This window comes from Bacillus sp. TH30, assembly GCF_016650875.1.
GTDB classification, from domain to species: Bacteria; Bacillota; Bacilli; order Bacillales; family Bacillaceae_G; genus Bacillus_A; species Bacillus_A mycoides.
Genome location: NZ_JAEKEY010000002.1, coordinates 2,661,006 through 2,682,174, shown reverse-complemented (window position 1 = coordinate 2,682,174; position 21,169 = coordinate 2,661,006). Strand labels below are relative to the sequence as shown.

11 protein-coding genes and 1 pseudogene are annotated in these 21,169 nt (G+C 34.5%); 6 read left to right on the top strand and 6 right to left on the bottom strand.

Annotated elements, in window-relative coordinates; translation table 11 throughout:
• Nucleotides 1–128: 128 nt before the first annotated feature.
• From cls to JFU20_RS15855, 3 genes and pseudogenes are all read left to right on the top strand, one after another.
• Entirely contained in the window at nucleotides 129–1,322 is a 1,194-nt protein-coding gene (gene cls, locus JFU20_RS15865) for a cardiolipin synthase (RefSeq protein WP_002016325.1), read from the top strand.
• A gap of 33 nt (nucleotides 1,323–1,355) precedes the next feature.
• Nucleotides 1,356–2,308, top strand: a pseudogene (gene uvsE, locus JFU20_RS15860) (UV DNA damage repair endonuclease UvsE).
• A 128-nt stretch (nucleotides 2,309–2,436) separates the two neighbouring features.
• A complete protein-coding gene (locus tag JFU20_RS15855) occupies nucleotides 2,437–5,115 on the top strand; it encodes a DUF4084 domain-containing protein (RefSeq protein WP_033716018.1) in 2,679 nt (892 codons plus the stop codon).
• Nucleotides 5,116–5,131: 16 nt separating this feature from the next.
• On the opposite strand, the gene JFU20_RS15850 is transcribed toward JFU20_RS15855, so the two are convergent.
• Nucleotides 5,132–5,278, bottom strand: a complete 147-nt coding sequence (locus JFU20_RS15850; RefSeq protein ID WP_002016329.1) for a quorum-sensing peptide PapR — start codon at nucleotides 5,276–5,278, stop codon at nucleotides 5,132–5,134.
• Between the two features lie 89 nt (nucleotides 5,279–5,367).
• Nucleotides 5,368–6,225 carry a helix-turn-helix domain-containing protein gene (locus JFU20_RS15845; protein WP_002016331.1) on the bottom strand — a complete coding sequence of 286 codons (858 nt, stop codon included), beginning with the start codon at nucleotides 6,223–6,225 and terminating at the stop codon, nucleotides 5,368–5,370.
• A 409-nt stretch (nucleotides 6,226–6,634) separates the two neighbouring features.
• On the opposite strand from JFU20_RS15845, the gene JFU20_RS15840 reads away from it, so the two are divergent.
• Nucleotides 6,635–6,958 (top strand): bacillolysin, encoded by a 324-nt coding sequence (locus tag JFU20_RS15840; RefSeq protein ID WP_002166402.1) that lies wholly within the window; start codon nucleotides 6,635–6,637, stop codon nucleotides 6,956–6,958.
• 12 nt (nucleotides 6,959–6,970) lie between these two features.
• Here JFU20_RS15840 and JFU20_RS15835 read toward each other — a convergent pair whose 3' ends face one another.
• Genes JFU20_RS15835 through JFU20_RS15820 form a run of 4 tightly spaced genes read right to left on the bottom strand, consistent with a single transcriptional unit; the run spans nucleotide 6,971 to nucleotide 10,334 of the window.
• On the bottom strand, nucleotides 6,971–7,573 hold the full coding sequence (locus tag JFU20_RS15835) for a response regulator transcription factor (RefSeq protein WP_002089785.1): 603 nt from the start codon (nucleotides 7,571–7,573) through the stop codon (nucleotides 6,971–6,973).
• Nucleotides 7,570–8,700 (bottom strand): sensor histidine kinase, encoded by a 1,131-nt coding sequence (locus tag JFU20_RS15830; RefSeq protein ID WP_002016335.1) that lies wholly within the window; start codon nucleotides 8,698–8,700, stop codon nucleotides 7,570–7,572. The genes JFU20_RS15835 and JFU20_RS15830 overlap by 4 nt, the downstream gene beginning before the upstream one ends.
• Entirely contained in the window at nucleotides 8,701–9,435 is a 735-nt protein-coding gene (locus JFU20_RS15825) for an ABC transporter permease (protein WP_033716020.1), read from the bottom strand.
• Nucleotides 9,432–10,334, bottom strand: a complete 903-nt coding sequence (locus JFU20_RS15820) for an ABC transporter ATP-binding protein (RefSeq protein ID WP_002016337.1) — start codon at nucleotides 10,332–10,334, stop codon at nucleotides 9,432–9,434. Before JFU20_RS15820 ends, JFU20_RS15825 begins: the two co-directional genes overlap by 4 nt.
• A 157-nt stretch (nucleotides 10,335–10,491) precedes the next feature.
• Here JFU20_RS15820 and map point away from each other — a divergent pair, with 157 nt between their 5' ends.
• Together map and JFU20_RS15810 are read left to right on the top strand one after the other, a co-directional pair.
• On the top strand, nucleotides 10,492–11,286 hold the full coding sequence (gene map / locus JFU20_RS15815; protein ID WP_061673820.1) for a type I methionyl aminopeptidase: 795 nt from the start codon (nucleotides 10,492–10,494) through the stop codon (nucleotides 11,284–11,286).
• Between the two features lie 722 nt (nucleotides 11,287–12,008).
• Nucleotides 12,009–21,158 (top strand): SpaA isopeptide-forming pilin-related protein, encoded by a 9,150-nt coding sequence (locus JFU20_RS15810; protein WP_201038728.1) that lies wholly within the window; start codon nucleotides 12,009–12,011, stop codon nucleotides 21,156–21,158.
• Nucleotides 21,159–21,169 lie beyond the last annotated feature (11 nt).

Here is a 21,169-nt window from a genome sequence, read left to right as displayed (position 1 = left end):
CAACCAACTTCTTTGCTTTAACCCAATTTCGAGGTGGGAGTCTTACTGACCGCAAATAGCGGGATACAGTGAAATTTTAATTTGTAAAAAATTGATGGTGAAAAGACCGTGAAGGAGGGAATTTACTTATGTTTTTCTTATCTCTCTTGTTATTAGGCAGCGCTCTCTGGATTACAATCGACCTTTCATATGGGAGAATTGTTCATTTAAAGCGTGTACGTTCTCGTTCTTTCCCTTTACGTCAAAGTGATTTTCGCCTTTATACATACGGAAATGATCTATACGATGCTCTCTTTACTGATATAAAACAAGCTAAACACCATGTGCACGTTTTATTTTTTATTGTAAAAAACGATGATATAAGTCGTACGTTTTTAAAGTTACTTATCGATAAAGCACAAGAAGGAATTGAAGTAAGACTTTTACTCGACCGGTTTGGAAGTCATTATTTATCAAAAGAAGCGATTTACTCGCTACAAAAGCATGGTGTCTCTTTTTCATTTTGTCATAAAGTGAAATTTCCTTTTCCTTTCTTTTCTGCAAATCAAAGAAACCATAGAAAAATTACAGTTATTGACGGGAAAATTGGTTATATTGGTGGATTTAACATTGGCGAAGAATATTTAGGGCATAATCAAAGGTTAGGGTTATGGCGAGATTATCATTTACGTCTTACAGGAGAAGGGATACAAGATTTACAAAAACAATTTTTACATGATTGGCTCGACGATACAGACCAAAATTTATTAGATTCATCTCTTTATTTTCCTATGCAACAACCAGGGACCATTCTACATCGTTTCATCCCTACTGATGGTGCCTATTTACAAAATACATTTTTACATTTAATCGAAAGCGCGAAAAAAGAACTCTTTATCGGTACACCATATTTTATTCCTGGAAAAAAAATTATGAATGCATTATTAAAAGCGCGAAAACGTGGGGTTCAAATAACTATTCTCGTTCCACAAAAAGCTGATCACGCCCTCGTTCGAGAAGCAAAATTCCCATATTGCCGAAAGTTAATACAAGCTGGTTGTAATATTTACGCTTTTCAGCAAGGATTTTTCCACGCAAAAATTATTATAGTAGACGATCATACTTGTGATATCGGAACTGCTAATTTCGATATGAGAAGTATATATATTAACCATGAAATCAATTGCCTTTTATACGATAAACATTTCATACAAGAAGTAAAACGTAAATTCGAGGAAGATTTGGAACGCTCCTTATTACTTTCCTTCGAAGATGTCAATCCTCTCTCCATTATCGATAGAGGAAAGGAATGGCTAGGAACGATACTCGCGTTCTTTTTATAGAGAAATTTCAAGGGCCAAGGAGGTGCATCACATATGATAATTCGATTTGGATATGTCTCACATGCTACGGCATTATGGGACTGTTCGCCTGCCAAAACAATGACATTTACAAGCTGGAAAAAGCTAAAAAAACAAGAGCGTGAAGATAAATTATATAATGTTACACTGCAAAATCTAGAACACACAATACGCATCCTTCATTACAATATTGCACACGAAATTCCATTATATCGTTTATCATCTTCTATCGTCCCGCTTGCAACACACCCTGAAGTTGAATTTGATTACATTCAAATATTTGCTCCACTATGGCGTAAAATAGGAGCATTAATTCAAGAACACAATTTACGCGTAAGTTTTCACCCAAACCAATTCACACTATTTACAAGCGACAAACCACATATTACAACTAATGCTATTACAGATATGACCTATCATTATAACGTGTTAAATGCTATGGGAATTGCAGATTCTTCCTACATTAATATCCATGTAGGTGGCGCGTATGGAAATAAGGAAAAGGCAATCGAACGTTTTCATGAAAACATAAAAAAACTTCCATGCCATGTAAAAAGACAAATGACTCTTGAAAATGACGATAAAACATATACAACTTCTGAAACTTTGGCTATTTGTCAAAAAGAGCAAATCCCTTTCGTGTTCGATTATCATCACCACATAGCGAACCTTTGTAATGAACCGCTAGAAGAATTACTTCCTATGATATTTAAAACTTGGTCACATACAAATGTCCTTCCTAAAGTTCATATTTCTTCTCCTAGATCAGAAAAAGAATTTAGGGCCCACGCAGATTATATTGATTTAGAATTTATTAAACCCTTTTTACACATTACAAAAAAATTAATCATAATTTTGATATTATGATTGAAAGTAAACAGAAAGATTTAGCAATGCTACAATTAATATGTGAACTATCCTCTATAAGAGGAATAAAAAGAATAAATAGCGCAACATTGCAATGGTAAATTGTAATGTTGCGCTATTTTTTTCAAAAAAAGTAATTTTTCTAGTAAAAAACACCCTATTTTATATGCTATGATTGGAATTAGCATTTTCCACCTGCGATTCAACTTTATTGAAACGGAGTCATAATATGATTAATCAAAAAAAATATGTACACTTTGTCATGATGTATATAATTATATTTTTTCTTTGGATATTCCTTATTCCTAAGAGCTTGAATATAAAAGAAATTGGCATTCTCTTCTTATTTTGTTTTGCTACACTCTTTTCTTGCTATTGCCTATATAAAGCAATTAAGAAAATGAAGCGCGGTGACAAACTATTTTGGGTTTTAGTACTATGCACTTGCCTATGTGGATTGACAATGGAGATAACTTTATTTCTTCATTCACTTTCTATATATGATCAAGTCATATTCTCATATAAGGCGTTGCCCTTTTTCATCGTACAATATATTTTACTCTTCTCTGGCTTTGCTATAAAGTTCATAAAACATTACTCTATTAGAGGCCTTGCTCAATTTTCATTCGATAGCATCTTTATTGTTATTATGAATATTTATTTTACCTTAACTTTTATTTTGGATCTTTCAAGCTTTCGTATGTTAACAACAGATACCTGGGTTTTAATTGGATACTTTATTGCACAATCATTAGTAATTTACGCCGTTATTAGCCTATATAGAAGAGAACAATATTCTTCTAGCAGAATTTCATTAATTATCGGCTTTACTATCATACTTGTGTACGGATATATACATCTGTTTCAATTAAACGCAGGGATGGAAACTTCTTCTGAAGTCTCTTACTTAATACATACTGCTTCAATTTTATTAATTGGTTTGTCTTCCATACTATACATTTTAGATAAACCAATACAGCATAAAACGAAAACAAAGTATTATCGATTTGATTATGTGCGCTTTATATTACCTTATTTTAGTATAATCATTACTTTTTCTTTTATTGTCTTTCAACCTTGGGATGATAAATTCATGTTAATCGGTCTAGTATTATCACTCATCTTATTATTCCTACGACAACTTTATATGTGGAAAGATAATCAAGCACTAATCGATACATACGAACAGTTGACTACACAACTAGAAGGCAAAGTGGAAGAAGGCGCATCTGCCCTATCAAAAAGTGAACAACGTTATAAATCTTTATTCGAAGATCATCCTGATGCTGTTTTTTCTTTAAATATGAATGGGATTTTTCAACAATCTAATAAGGCTTGTGAAAGTTTATTTACAGCCTATTATTGTGAAGTAACAAGCTATTCTCTTCAACACTTCATTGATCCACAAGATCATGAATTATTGAAGAAATCTTTACAAATTACAAAAGAAGGTAGACCACAAACTCTAGAAATTCGTACAAAAGAAAAAGAAGGCTATTATTATCACCTTCACATTACATTCATCCCTATTTTTATAAATAAAGAAGTTGTTGGGATGTTTGGTATCGCACGTGATATTACAACTTTATATGAAAAACAAAAGCAAGTAGAGCATATGGCTTTCCATGATGCACTTACAGGACTACCGAATCGCCGGAAATTCGAAAAAGATTTAAAAACGATTTTAAATACAGCTCAAAACACCACTAATGACGTTGCGGTCATGTTCCTCGACTTAGATCGATTTAAAAAAATTAACGATCGACTCGGCCATGATGTCGGAGATTTATTATTAATTGAAGTAGCAAAAAGATTACGTGGATGTTTGCGTTCAAAAGATATCGTTGCCCGCCAAGGCGGAGATGAATTTACGATTCTATTACCAGATATGTACTCTGAAAAAAGTGCTTCTTTTATGGCTGAACAAATTTTAACTATTTTAAATAAGCCTTACCTTATTAAAGATGAAGAACTTTCTGTTACACCGAGTATCGGAATTGCGATGTACCCTGACTACGGAACCGATGTAACCGAATTAATGAAAAATGCAGATATGGCTATGTATCGAGCCAAGGCTAATGGAAAAAATAGATTTATTTTCTTCTCAAAAGAAATGAGTATTGCGCAAAATGAAATACACTTCCTAGAAGGTGAACTTTCAAAAGCTCTACAACAAAATGAATTTTTCCTTGAATATCAACCACAAGTAAATACAAAAACAAAACAAATTATCGGTTTTGAGGCATTAATTCGCTGGAAACATCCAAAACTCGGAATTGTATCGCCTGCCCAATTCATTCCTCTAGCAGAGGAAACAGGATTTATTATTGAACTTGGTAATTGGATTTTACGTACCGCCTGCTTAGAAGCAAAAAAGTGGCATAACCAAGGATTTTCTCACTTAAAGGTTGGTGTAAATTTATCTGTTGTTCAATTCAATCACGCAGATTTAATATCAACTATTTCAAAAGTCTTGGAAGAAACCGAACTAAAGCCGGAAGCGCTAGATATTGAGATTACAGAAAGTATCGCGATTAATCAAAATCATTCTGTAATTGCTAAACTAGAAGAACTTCAAAATCTCGGTATCCAAATTTCAATTGATGACTTTGGAACTGGTTATAGTTCTTTAGCTTATTTAACGAAATATCCAATCAATACATTAAAAATTGCTCGAGAATTTATTTGTGGAATTACAAATAGCCCTTTAGAAGAAGCGATTATCGCTTCCATTATTAAGCTATCGAAAGAATTAAATTTAGAGGTTATTGCGGAAGGTGTAGAAACAGAAGAACAATGGAAGTTTTTACACGAACAAAACTGTGACCACATTCAAGGATTCCTCTTTAGCAAACCTGTTTCTAGTAAAGATGTTTGGATGTTACTCCACAAAAAAACAACCGTCTAAGTAAGACGGTTGTTTTTTAGTACTCAAAAGGTACATCTGAAGCTAATTGTATCTCTTGATCATTATAGGAAATCACTTGACTTTTCTCTAAAGCTGTATCTCCTAGTGAAATACCCCATGCCATCGCTAACGTTAATAGACTACCAATAAGTAGTTTTTTCATATTCCATCACCCACATTTTTTCTTTAAATATATCATGAAAATTTATCCATATCGTATGCAATTATGCATATTTGTTTTTTAGGTCTTTTTTATTTCTTCATTTTTTTTATAAGTGATTCTTTTAACGCATGGATTCCTAATATATCGAAAAAGAAGCACGCTTTTTCATAAGCATCTTCAATTTCTGCTCTATCACACTCTAGCTTTTCTAGGCATTCACCTTTTTGATAGTATAACTGTCCAATCAATGTCATACTATTAATTTGACACGATAGTTCAATGGCTTTATTTACGTGACAAAGCGCTTCTTCATATTGATTATCTAAGTATAATGCTTTTGCATGATTATGTCTCACCTTCACATCAAACTCTTTATTATCATGCAATGCCTCTAATTGTTTTAATATATTTTCAAATAACTCAATACTCTTCTTAAAATAGCCATTTTCAGCATAAATGTTTGCAATTGCGTTTTCAATGTAAAGATTCTGATATACATCTATTCCTACCAATTGTTGATTGAGCAATTTCTTTAATTCTAAAATACAATAATCGTAATCGATTTTTTTCAATATGTAAGCAGCTACATGATATTGCCATTGAAGAAATTGCTCAAGCTCGGGATGATATTCTTCCTTTTTCAACTCATTCCATACCCTATTATAAATTTCTTTATATTTCTTTTGCTTACAAAGCATAATAATTTGATCTTTTAACTGCTTATTCCTCTCAATATCAGAATAAATGAGTACCTCATAAAAATGAATAATGGGAACTTGTAATTTCGCCGCAATACCTTGCAATATATCCATACTTGGGTATACCGCGCCCGATTCAATTCGGCTCACTTCCGATTGGTGACATATATTATCGGATAACCGTTTTTGTGTTAATCCTCTCATCACCCTAATTTTCTTTATTTCGCTTCCTAATTTTTCTGCGTGCATACTTACTCACCATCCCATTATAACAATCTAATTTTTTAAGTTGTCATACCACTACAATAATGTGCATTCGACAATTTTTGATATGAAATAATGCATAATATATATAAAATTCGGCAAATTTCTCATACAATTCATCTCACATAATATAATAGACTAGTAATTTTATAGATAAATTATAGAAAATTTGCCCGTGCTTTCGTTACATTCGGTCTTCTTTATCCTTTATCAGCAGAAGCTATTCACACCCAAGAACTAGATAGAAATGAAGTAAACGTTGAAATTGCTCAGCCTAGTTTAACGATTTAAAAATTAACACAACCTCAAAATGATACAAAAATATATGGCGAAAAAGTATTTAAAGGGTGAGATAAATGAGGCTAAAGCTCAACAAGAGTGAGTGACAACTGAAATGAATGTAGATTCCCAACCTACAAATAAAGAAACAAAAGAAAGTCAAACCGAAGTTCGCCTTGCACAAACTTACGAAAATTATAAAGTATATGGCCAAGATCTTATTGTAAAAGTAGATAAAAATGGAGTAATTACAACTGTTAGTGGTAAAGTTGTCCAAAATTTAGACCAACAACTTAATCTTACTATAACAAATTTTTTGTCGAAAAATGAAGTAAAATCTAAATTACGCGATATACTTCAAATTCTGAGCGATGCGACTGCGACGAAACTTTCTATTGAAATACTTGTTTATAAGAAAAAAGAAGTTTACCACTCGTAGGTAAACTTCTTTTCATATCCATCCCTTTTCTTCCGCAATTGTAATTGCCTCAATTCTATTTTTCGCTTCCAGTTTTGCTAATACTTCCGAAATATAATTACGCACTGTACCAGGCGAAAGATAGAGCATCTTAGCAATTTCATTTGTAGTCTTTCCTTCTTTCGCAAGTACCAGCACTTCTTTTTCACGATCTGATAGCGGATTTTGTTCCTGCCATAAGCCAAACATTAGCTCCTGCGAAATTTCTCGCTTCCCTTTCATGACATTTCGAATTGCTGAAGCTAAGTCTTCGCTTGGGCTATCCTTTAATAAATACCCGTGAACACCAGTTTTCATTGCCCGTTCAAAATAACCTGGTCGTGCAAATGTTGTTAAAATCATTACTTTACAAGGTGACTTTTCCTTCTTCAGCGCTTCAGCAACATCTAAACCACTTTGAATCGGCATTTCAATATCCATAATACTTATATCAGGCCTTAGCGATTCGATTAATTTTAACGCCTCTTCCCCATTCGCAGCCTGACCAACTACTTCAATATCATCCTCTAGATCAAGCAGGGCTCCTAACGCACCACGAAGCATTCGCTGATCTTCTGCAATAATAATTCGAATCATGCCCTCACCTCATCTTTTCCAGTTCTAATAACAACTGGTACTTTTACTATTAATAGTGTCCCTGGATTTATCGTAGCCAGTTCAACAAACCCATCAATAAGGGCGATCCGCTCCTTCATACCACGAATACCGTTTCCATCATGATTTTGATTTTCCAAGCCTACGCCATTATCCTCTACTTTCAAAATCAGTTCACCTTGCGATTCTAATACAGATACAATGCACTCCGTCGCCTTACTATGCTTTACAATATTCGTAACTGCCTCACGTAAACACATTCCTAAAATATTTTGTTCAATTGGTGATAACGAACTAGAATTAGCTTCTTGTTTTACTTCTAATTCAATATTAGCCGCTTGTAAAATTGCTTTTATTTGCTCAAGTTCTTCTTCCACTGTAATCATACGCATATCAGAAATTAACTCGCGCAGTTGTTTTAAAGCAGTACGAGATGTTTGCGTAATCTCCTTCGCCTCTATACTTGCGCGTTCTGGATTCTTCACAATCAATTTCTCCACAAGCTGACTTTTTAAAGTAATAAGAGATAACGTATGCCCTAACGTATCATGAAGATCTCTTGCGATTCGCTGCCGTTCCTCACGTTTTACTAAGTCTTTAATTTGTTCGTTTGCTTCGTTTAGTTGATTCCTTAACATCTTTTTCTGATTAAAATTACGCATTCCAAATGGCGTAAGAAGCATTAAAATAAACATCGGAACGATATTCACTAAACTCGGGATTGTTAGTTGATTAACATTTACAAATATAAAAGCTCCAAGCATTACAACTAATAAACATAACAACACACGAAATGCCTTCTTACTTGGCGCAAATCCCATCGCACTCGCCGTAAAATATCCGAACAATATCATGAAGGGATTATAAAATAAAGCAAATGAGAATGTGAGCACCATTTGAATACACGCCCACAAAATGAACGTTTTGTTAACAAAATAAAGTTGACGGTATGTGACGGTGAAGACTATCAACATACCGATCCCTATTACAAGCTTCCATCCTGATACTTGCGTTAAATTATAGATTGGAAATAATAAATACACGAGCCACATATACGGGAAGAAACCCATCTGTTTCGGAAAAACTTCAAACCTCTTCTTCTCTATCATTTATACCGCTTCCTGTCTTTTTCTTATATATATTGATACTACAACAAATATAAGGAAATAACCTCCTAGTACCGCGATATTTTCCCAGCCGATTGATTTTCCAGCTACAATATCCCATGCCCCGCTTCCGAAGTGGTATGTTGGTGTCCATTCACCGATAGATCTTAATACTTTTGGGAATACTTCAATTGGCATCCATAACCCGCCAATTACTGCTAGACTCATATTTAAAATATTCGCTAATCCAGTAGCTGCATCTGCCTTCTTAATTGAACCTATTACTGTTCCGAGTGCTAAAAATGGTGTCACGCCTAATAATAACCATAATCCGGCACCAATCCATTGACCTATCGTTAACTGGACGTCATTAATTAATATTCCTGCCATAAAAATAACTAAGATTGAAAAAGCATTCACTACTGTTTGGGCAATAATTTTAGCGGCTAAATATGCGCCCTCTGGAAGTGGTGTGATTTTTAAAAGATGTGTCCACCCTTGCCCTTTTTCTTGAGAAAGTCTCACACCGAAGCTAAAAAGTGCAGTTCCTACAATACTGAAAGTCGCCATTGAAATTAAATAATGTGCTTTCCAAGCATCTCCGTTTTGCGGGACTTGAACAACATTTGTAAAGATGTAATAAAACATAACTGGCATTAATAATGAGAAAAAGATAAATAATTTATTACGGAACGTACGTAAAATCTCTATTTTACATTGCATCCATAATGCTCTCATGCGATTTCCCCCTTCTGATTTGCGACAAACTGTTCAAATGCTTCATCGAGGCTTCCACGTTCAACTGAAACGTCTGTTACAGGTAGATTCCTCTGATAAATTGCTTGTAAAGTGGCATCTGTATCTTCCGTCGTTAAAGTGAAGCGCCCTTCATTTGACTGTACTTCTGTTACATGCGGTAATTCCTTTAGTAAACTCTTAGGAATTTTCTCTTTCGAATAAAACGAGATTGTTTTTCGAGAAATCGTCGCTTTCATCTCATCTGGTGTGCCATCTGCGATAATCTTTCCGTTCGCAAATAATAAAATTCGATCCGCTAGCGCATCCGCTTCTTCTAAATAATGTGTTGTTAAAATAATCGTTTTCCCTTCACTTGCTAATTTTCTAATCGTTTCCCAAAACGTTTTTCGAGATGTTATGTCCATCCCTACAGTTGGTTCATCTAAAAATAACAACTCTGGATTTCCTGCAAGTGCCAGCGCAAAATTTAACCTTCTCTTTTGACCGCCCGATAATTTCTCACATCTTTGCTTTCGTTCTGATTCTAAGTTTGATAGCTGCAGTAATGTTTCCTTCTCTACAGGGTTCGTATAATAACTACGGAATAACTCGATTGCCTCTTCTACCGTGATACTGTCAATTACACTTACTTCTTGTAGCATCGCACCAAGGCTATTACGAACATCTCTATGCTTCGGGCTCTTTCCAAATATAGAAACATTCCCTTCTGTCGGATTTTTCAACCCGAGCATCATCGAAATTGTCGTTGTTTTCCCTGCACCATTTGGACCAAGCAACGCTACTATTTGCCCTTTATTCACATGAAATGAAACGTTATTTACTGCTTTTTTATGTTTAAATGTTTTAGAAACACCATTTACTTCAATAATCTTTTCCATCTCTCCACCCCCGTCGTTTCTTATATTTACATTGTATGTTCTGGAAAAGTTAGGAAACAGTATGATGCGTCATGACATCAATATGACAATTGTCATGTATTCTTTATGAGAGGAATCAACCCGCATACCGCACGCGAGTAGCAGTACAAAAATAAACATGATACAATCGGATAAGACATATATTCGAGGAAGGACAGTGGTTTTCATGATTATTCGTAATGAACAAGATTTAGAAGGTTTACGAAAAATCGGCCGCATCGTTGCACTTGCACGCGAAGAAATGAAAAAGCAAGCGAAGCCAGGTATGACAACGAAAGAGCTTGATTTAATTGGTAAAAAAGTATTAGATGAGCACGGTGCTATTTCAGCGCCTGAAAAAGAATATAAATTCCCAGGTGTAACTTGCATTAGTGTAAACGAAGAAGTTGCTCACGGCATTCCAAGCGATCGCGTATTAAAAGAAGGCGATTTAGTAAACGTAGACGTATCGGCCGCACTTGACGGATATTATGCAGATACAGGTATCTCATTTGTTCTTGGCGACGATGAAGAAAAAGAAAAACTTTGCCAAGCAGCAGTAGACTCATTTTGGGAAGCAATGAAAAAAGTAAAAGCTGGCTCAAAACAAAATCAAATTGGTCGTGCTGTTTCTAACTTTGCACATAAAAATGGATATAATGTAATCCAAAACTTAACTGGTCACGGTATTGGTCTTAGCTTACACGAAGCTCCAAACCACATTTTAAGCTACTATGATCCAATGGATAATGCGCTTCTAAAAGACGGCCTTGTTATCGCTGTAGAACCATTTATTTCTATGAAAGCTGATCATATTATTGAGCGCGGTGATGATGGTTGGACATTCGTTACACCAGACAAAAGCCTTGTTGCACAATGTGAACATACAGTTGTCGTAACACGCGGTGAACCGATTATTTTAACAGAAATATAAAAAAGAACCGCTTCTTAGTAGGAAGCGGTTCTTTTTTATGCTCTTTTGAAAAGAAGTAATACGGTTGAACTCTTTTTCATTTACGTATATAATTTTTAACGAAGGTTATTGATGATTATCTCTCATAAAAGATGATCAAGGGAGTACCTTCTTTTTTTTATTTAATAGCACCGATTAAAGGAATGCGTTCTATTTATCATAAAACGCTTTCTTCGCTTTAATCTACGAATTGTATACTCTTTTAGACAGTACATATTTTCTTCATCCTGACCAAATTCAAGCTACATTTTATTACTACCTCAATACGAAAGAATTTTTTACAATGGATACATTATTTTGGTTAGCATATATCGTAAAACTTACCTTTATAACGATTCTTTGCACATTGCAGAGCATGAATCACAAAATAGTGTACGCATCTCACTGCATATTTTTTGCATACACCTATTTTATGAAGATCCACTCAAACAGTCATACCCTATAAAGGTCTGATATCATTCCTTATCAGTATTTCACTCGACATTTTTTGTCGAAATTTGTATATTCATTACCTATATTATTAGAATATACATTTTGTTTTACGTTACAAAGCATCGAATATGGACACTTTCCTAAAGAGTATACGTAGTAAAGGAGGCATCACGTAAAGCACATTGATCCATGACAAACAATCTCTTCACAAAGCATTTTTATGCAATAAAAGGATTCATAAAGGAGGCACAATGAAAAAAATTTTCAATATATGTTTAATTGTATTCGTACTATTTTCGCAGCTTGCTAGTTTTCCATACAATCAAGTAAAAGCGGAAACATTAACAGGGAATTCATTGTTTGACACTGTTGAAATGAAAGATGCAACGAATCATATTATTGACGAAGCATTAAATCCTAAAAACTTAATACAATTAGGATCAACCATTCACCTAGAATATGCTTGGTCAATAAAAGATCATCAAACAGACTCAGCAGTGCTCCAAATACCTAACACATTAAAAGTTAAAAGTAATCAACAAGGAAATTTAATGGCAGATCAGCAAATTATTGGTCAATATTTTGTTACAGCAGACGATAACAAAATGAAACTAGTATTTAACGATCAAGTAAAAGATTCCAAAGGTGCTAACGGAAAAATCAATTTTGATACAGTATTCAATCCTGATTTAAAACCTGGTGCAAAATCTGTTCAACTCTCGTTCCCTCTAGGTACAACAGCTAAGTCCATTTCAGTTCCTGTTCAAGTAGATAATCCAGCTTCACCTACTACGAATAAGGATACTGCCCAACAACCTATGAAAGAGAAAAAGAATGGTGATGCAGAGCAACCTGCGGAAGAGAAAAAGAATGGCGACGCAGAGCAACCTGCGGAAGAGAAAAAGAATGGCGACGCAGAGCAACCTGCGGAAGAGAAAAAGAATGTTGACGCTCAACGATCTGTAGAAGAGCAAAAGAACGGCGATGTTCAGCAACCTGTGGAAGAGCAACAAAATGGTGATGCAGAGCAACCTACAGAAAATCCTGGTGATAACACAACAGAGCAACCTGTTGACAATCCAGATCCATCACTTAAGCAAATTACAGAAAATATTTTAACAAGTGTCATACTAACAGATAAAGACGGTAAGCCATTTAATAATACGGATAATCGTCCAAGTCCAGATTCTATTACCAAAATCAATTTTACATGGGAAGTTTTAAAATCGCTGAACGTCAAAGAAGGTGATTACTTTACTTTCCAACTCCCAGAATACTTTATTGTCCACAATACCATTACACAAGATTTAATAGATGGAAAAGGACATACGATTGGATCATTCGTTGTTACGCCTGATGGAAAAGTAACGATGACTTTTAATGAATATGTTGAAGATCATCCTGATATAGCTGGTCATTTAAACATTCGTACGGAGTTTAATGAAGTGAAAATTACAGGGACTACAGAAAAACAAATCCCATTCCCTATTAAAGAAAAAGAAGTTGTTATTGAACTTGATTTCAAACCTAAAGTAAAAAAATCTATAGATAAAAAAGGTGTACCTGATAGACCAATTAATACGAATCAAATTAATTGGAAAGTAGAAATGAACAAGACGAAAGATAAGCTTACAAATGCCGTCTTTCAAGATGACATTCCAAATGGGGCAAGCCTCAATGAAGGTTCTATTAAGGTTTATTATTTAGAAGTAGATATTAACGGGAAAACAACTCGTGGTGCAGAAGTTCCTAAGGAAGAATATGTACTTACTTCATCCTCTGATAAATTAAATATTGCTTTTAAAAAGGAAACGAATACAGCATATGAAATTGAATATGCGACAAAGATTACAGATGAAAGTGTTACTAGTTTCATAAACAGCGCAAAAGTATCTAGTGATAATCAAGATAGTGTATCAACAAATGCAACTGTAACTGTTTCACGTGGTACGCATCTAGAGAAAGATAGTAAGTACAACCCAAAAACACAAACAATCGAATGGACAATCACTTATAACGGTGACCAGAGAGATATTAAAAAAGCTGATGCTCTTTTAAAAGATGTTTTGGATAAATCTCATAAAGTTGATAAAAATTCTATCGTAGTAAAAAACGCTTCTTATGATGATACAGGGAAACTTGTTACAGGTGACAATGCCACAAACTTTACTGTAAAAGAAACCGATGAGGGATTTGATTTACAGTTTACTGAAGATATTAATAGTGCCTATGTGATTACTTATACATCGAAAGCTACGAATGATGTCATAAAAGATGGCGAAATCGAAAATAAGATTATTGCAGATGGTAAATGGAATAAAACAAACAAAGTTACGTTAAAACAACAAAACATCATAAAGAAACATAATAAAAATGCAGGCGATACAGATTACAATGCGAAAACAACAAAATGGACAATTGTTGTAAATGATAACAAATATGCGTTAAACGATGCTGTTATCAAGGATACATTTGACTTTGGTGGTCTAACGTTACAGGAAAATAGTTTCAAGATTACTGACGGATCAAATGAACTTAAATTAGGGCTTGATTACACACTTCATGTAACTGATAAGGGATTCGAAGTGAAGCTAGCTGGTATTTACAAGTCTAATATGGATAAAACTTTAACTATCACATACACAACAGACTTTAATTACGAGAATCTATCCAAAGAGAAGGATAATAAATCATTCAAAAATACAGCAAATTTATCATGGATAGATATAAATGGGGACGATAAAAATAGTTCATCCGATGATACATTCAATCCTGACGGCTATACAAAAGGAAACGGATTTAAATACGGTTCTTACAATGCCCAAACAAAAGAAATTAAATGGGACATTGGATTTAACTATAATAATAGAACGATTAAGGATCCTTCTATTGTTGACGTATTAAGAGATAACCAAAAATTAATACCGGAATCTATTGAAGTTCGACATATGAAATTAACTGGTGGTGCACATGGATTTGAATTAGGTGATCCTGTTCCATCTAGCGAATATACGATAGAAACTCCAACAAAAGATAACAACAATACATTAACGGTTCATTTTAAAAACGAAATTAATTCTGCGTATTATATTAGTTTTAAAACTTCACTCGCAGGCGAACAAATTAATAAACGCTACGATAATTATGCCGATTTAAAAGATGGATCGAAAACTGTTACTACTATCCATGGTGCATTCGAGATTACCAATGGTGGTAGCGGTGTTACGAAAACAGCGAAACAAAATGACAAGCATATTGATTGGAGCATTTCTATTAACGCAAGTCAGTCAACTATTGAAAATGCTGTCGTAACAGATGACCCAACTAATAATCAAATTCTCGATGAAAAGTCTTTCCATCTATATCCGACAACGGTAGCCGTAGATGGAACTTTAACAAAAGATACAGCAAATGAATTAAAAGAAGGAACAGACTATAAACTCAAAGTAACAACAGACAACGATACGGGGAAACAACAGTTTAAAGTTGAATTCCTTCATACCATTGATCGAGCTTATATTTTAGAATACCGTACACTCATTAATGCAGACCATAATGAAAAGGTAAGTAATAAAGCGACGATTACTGGTCATCGTTTAACATTAACGAAAACTGAAGATGTTAAAGTAGTTGAAGTTAAAGTATCTTCTGGATCTGGAGGTGGTTCTGCTAGTAAAGGACGCGGAAGCCTTCAAATTATAAAGGTTGATGATAAAGATAAAAAAGTACCATTAGCCGGAGCAGAATTTACTTTATATGATCAAACAGGTACAACCGCTATTCGACCAATTACAACAGGTGATGACGGTGTCGCTAAGTTTAACAACTTACGACGTGATAAATATTTAATTAAAGAAACGAAAGCACCTAAAGGTTATGTAATTAGTAAAGAATTAAAAGAAGGTATACTTGTTGAACTAGGTTCAAAAGAAATTACAACTTATACCCTTACAAATAAGAAGTTTGTCGGGAAAGTAGTACTTACAAAAACTGATGCTCACAGTAGGGAAAAACTTGAACATGCTGTTTTCTCTTTACTGGATCAAAATAAACAGGTCATTCCTGAACATAAAAAATTAACAACAAATGATAAAGGACAAATTACTGTAGATAATTTAAAACCAGGAACTTACTACTTACAAGAAACAACAGCTCCTGAGCATTATACATTAGACAGTAAACCTATTACATTTACAATCAAGGAAGATCAAACGACAGTAGTAAACCGAACTGCAACAAATAGTTTAATTCCAGGATCGGCTATTTTAACAAAAGTCGATAAAGATGGAAAAACTTTAGCAGGTGCAGAATTCAGTGTAAGAGACCGAAATAACACAAAAATTCCTGGATATGAAAAATTAACGACAAATGATCAAGGACAAATCGAAGCAAAAGATCTACGTCCTGGAAAGTACCAATTTGTCGAAGAGAAAGCACCTGAGCATTACACATTAGACAAAACACCTATTTTATTTGAAATTGAAAAAAGCCAAAAGAAAGCAGCTACTGTTACAGCGACCAATCACTTAATTAAAGGTGGTGTTACTTTAACAAAAGTTGATGATATCGATGGCTCTGCCCTTGAAGGCGCAGTATTTAAAATTGTTGATGCGAATGACGATAAAAAGGTAATTCGCGAAAATTTAAAAACAAGTTCAGACGGTAAAGTAACTGTTAAAGATTTAGAACCGGGTACGTATAAGTTTATTGAAACAAGTGCCCCTAAGGATTATGTATTAAATACAACTCCTATTGAGTTCACAATCGATAAGAGTCAATCAGCTTTCGTCACTGTTACGGCAAAAAACAGTTTAAAAACGGGCGAAGTTGAATTATTAAAAGTTGATGAATTTGGTGAGAAAAAACCTCTAAAAGGTGCAGTATTTAAAATTGTTGATGCGAATAACAATGAAGTTCGCACGGACTTAACTACAGATGCTAACGGAAAATTGAAAGCTGATAAACTACGTCCTGGCACATATCAGTTTATTGAAACACAAGCGCCTGAGCATTATAATTTGCGCACAAAATCTATTGAGTTCAAAATTGATAGAAGTCAAAAAGAGCCTATACTTGTGACCGCTGAAAATACTTTAAAACCAGGAGATGTCGAACTAACAAAAGTTGATGATATCGATGGTACCGCTCTTGAAGGCGCAGTATTTAAAATTGTTGATGCGAATGACGATAAAAAGGTAATTCGTACAGACTTAAAAACAGGTTCGGACGGTAAAGTTGTCGCTACTGGCTTACGCCCTGGCGATTATAAATTTATCGAAGTAACAGCACCAAAGTATTACGATAAAAATACAACGCCTATCGAGTTCACAATTAAAGAAAGTCAAGGAACTTCACCAATTACTGTTACTGCTAAAAACGGCTTAACAAAAGGCGGTATTGAATTAACAAAAGTAAATGCTGCAGATGAAAAGGAAACACTTGAAGGTGCAGTATTTAAAATTGTGAATATGGATACTAATGAAGATGTTCGTGCGGATCTTGTTACGAATAGTAAAGGAATGCTAGTTGTAGATGACTTACGTCCTGGTAACTATAAACTTATCGAAACAAAGGCTCCAACTTATTACGATGTAAATGTAGAACCAATTGAATTTACAATCGAAAAAGGACAACAAAAACTTCTTCCACTTACATTTAAAAATAGTTTAACGAAAGGAAAAGTTAAACTAATTAAAGAAGATGATGTGGACAGCAAAATAGCTCTTGCCGGTGCGGTATTCAAATTACAAGACGCAAACGGTACAGAAATTGCAAAAGATTTAAAAACAGATGATTATGGAGTACTAGTTATTCCTGATTTAGCACCAGGGGATTATCAATTTATTGAAACAGAAGCCCCTGCACATTATAAATTAGATCAAACACCTATTAAGTTCACGATTAAAAAAGGTAGCAAGGAAGATCTTCCTATCCCTGTTACTGTAAAAAATAGTTTACTTACAGGTGGCGTCACTTTAACAAAAGTAGATGACGTTGATGGCACTACACTTGAAGGTGCGGAATTTATAATCGTTGACGCTCATGACACTAAAAAGGTAATTCGCAAAGGCTTAACGACTGATGAGAACGGTATAGTTACCGCTTCTGATTTACGTCCGGGAGATTATCAATTTATTGAAATAAAAGCTCCAAAAGACTATGACTTAAGCAAAGACCCTATTCCGTTCACTATCGTAAAAAGTCAAAAAGAAAATATTACCGTTACTGCTAAAAACAGCTTAACGAAAGGTGCTGTCACTTTAACAAAAATCGATGACATCGATCGTACGATGCTGAAAGGCGCAATCTTTAAAATCGTTGACATGGACGGTAAGGAAGTTCATACAAACCTTGTTACAGACGACAACGGCGAAATTTCTGTTTCTGATTTACGTCCGGGAGACTATCAATTTATTGAAACAAAGGCTCCTGAGCACTATGTATTAGACGAAACACCGATTCCATTTACAATTGAAAGAAGTCAAACGAAAGAGATTACTGTTACAGGTAAGAACACTTTAACAAAAGGTAGCGTTGAATTAACTAAAATTGACGATATTGATATCGATACAAAACTTGCTAACGCTGTATTTAATTTATTAGATGCAGACGGAGAACTAGTTGAAGAAGGCTTAAAAACAAATGATGAAGGAAAAATTGTTGTTGAAAATCTACGTCCTGGGACGTATCAATTCGTGGAAACAATAGCTCCTGAACATTACGATTTAAATAAAACACCGATCGAATTTACAATTAAGAAAAGCCAAACTGAAATTCTTCATGTTACAGCTAAAAATGCTCTAACAAAAGGTGCAGTGGAACTTTCTAAAGTGGATAACATCGATGACACTACCCTTGAAGGTGCAGTATTTAACATTGTTGATATGAATGGTACTGTAATTCATAAAGACCTTGTTACAAATGGTAAAGGGAAGATCGAAATTAACGACCTACGTCCTGGTGATTACCAATTCATCGAAACAGAAGCTCCTAAGCATTACGTTTTAGATGAAACACCAATCAATTTCACTATTGAAAAAGGACAGAAAAAAACTATTTCTTTAACTGCTAAAAATAGTTTAAAACAAGGTAGTATCGAATTAATTAAAGTTGATGATTTAAACGATCAAACAAAACTTGCCGATGCTGTGTTTAATTTACTAGATCAAAACGGGAAAGTACTTAAAACGGATTTAAAAACGAACAGTGAAGGAAAAATCATTGTTGAAAACTTACGTCCTGGTACGTATCAATTTGTCGAAACAACGGCTCCTAAACATTATGATTTAGACAAAAAGCCAATTGTAGTTACAGTTGAGAAAAGCCAGAAAGATATTGCTACTGTTACTATGAAAAATAGTTTAACAAAAGGCGGCGTTGAACTTACTAAAGTGGACGACGTCGATGGTACTACTCTTGAAGGCGCAGTATTCAACATTGTTGATATGAATGGTACTGTAATCCGCAAGAATCTTACTACAAATTCACAAGGTAAAATTAGCGTTTCTGACTTACGTCCGGGTGATTATCAATTCATCGAGACGAAAGCTCCGAAACACTACGATTTAAATAAAGAACCGATTCCTTTTACTATTGAAAAAGGACAAGCTGAACCGATTTCTGTTACTGCTAAAAATAGTTTAACAAAAGGTGCGGTAGAGCTTTCTAAAGTGGATGATATTGATGGTACTGTCCTTAAAGGTGCTGTATTTAAAATTGTTGATATGAACGGTAATGATGTTCGCACTGATCTTACGACAGATGCATATGGTAAAGTTGCTGTTCCTGATTTACGTCCGGGAGACTACCAGTTTATTGAAACGAAAGCTCCTGAACACTATAAATTAAATGATACACCAATTAAATTTACAGTTAAGAAAAGCCAAACAGAACAGCTGCAAGTTACTGCTACTAACAGCTTAACTGAAGGTGCTGTAGAGTTAATTAAAGTAGATGATGTAAACCCAGATACAAAACTTTCTGGTGCTGTATTTAACATCGTTGATGCGAATGGTAAAATTGTTCGCACTGATTTAACTACTAACCAAGAAGGAAAAATTTCTGTTTCTAATTTACGCCCAGGAGATTATCAATTCGTAGAAACGAAAGCTCCGAAACATTATGACTTAAATGAAGAACCGATTAAGTTCACAATTGAAAGAAGTCAAACAAAACATGTCTACGTTACAGCTACGAACAGCTTAACGAAAGGTAGTGTGGAGTTAATTAAAGTTGACGATGTTGAAGAAAACACAACACTTGAGGGTGCGGTATTTAAAATTGTTAATAAGGATGGACACGACGTCCGTACTGATTTAACTACTGATAAAAATGGCCGTTTAGTTGTGGATGAATTACCACCAGGAGACTATGAGTTTATCGAAACAAAAGCTCCTAATCACTATGACTTAAATGAAACACCCATTAAGTTCACAGTTAAAAAAGGACAAGAAAAAATCGCTTCCGTTACTGCTAAAAACAGCTTAACAAAAGGCGCTGTGGAACTTTCCAAAGTGGATGATGTTGACGGTTCTGTCCTTAAAGGTGCAGTATTTAAAATCGTTGATATGAACGGGCACGACGTTCGTTCTGATTTAACTACTAATAAAGATGGAAAAATTTCCGTTTCTGATTTACGTCCAGGAGACTATCAATTCGTTGAAACGAAAGCTCCTACTGGCTATGATTTAAGTGCTAAGCCAATTCCTTTCACAATTACGAAGGGACAATCTGGGGTTACCTCTGTTAAAGCTTTAAATAGCTTAACAACAGGTTCAATTGAGTTAACTAAAGTTGATATTGATCACCGTGGAACACTTGAAGGTGCCATTTTCAATATCTTAGACCACGATGGAAAAATAATCCGAGAAGGCCTAAAAACAGACCAACACGGTAAATTAATCGTAAATGATTTGAAACCTGGTAATTATCAATTAGTGGAAACAAAGGCCCCTGAAGGCTATCAATTAGATGCTTCACCGATAAGCTTTACAATTGAAAAAGCTCAAGCTGCACCACTACAAATTACAGTTTCAAATAAGAAGATCGAGTCTTCACCAGGTGAAGATGATAAACCAGTTACTCCTCCAAATAAAGAGGAGAAACCAGGAAAAGAAACTTCCGAAGAACTAGAAAAAGGAAATCCTGAGACTCATGGAAAAGAAACTTCCGAGGAACTAGAAAAAGAAAATCCTGAAACTCATGGAAAAGAAACTTCCGAGGAATTAGAAAAAGGAAATCCTGAGACAGAGACAAAAAAACAGCAAGATGATCGAAATACGGATAAAAAACTTCCAAATACAGGTCATAAAGAAGATCATACGCAAGCAGCAGGTATCGTTCTTCTACTGGCTGGATTGTTAAGTATTTTAGCTACAAAACGTAAAAAACATTATAAATAATATGTTTTACA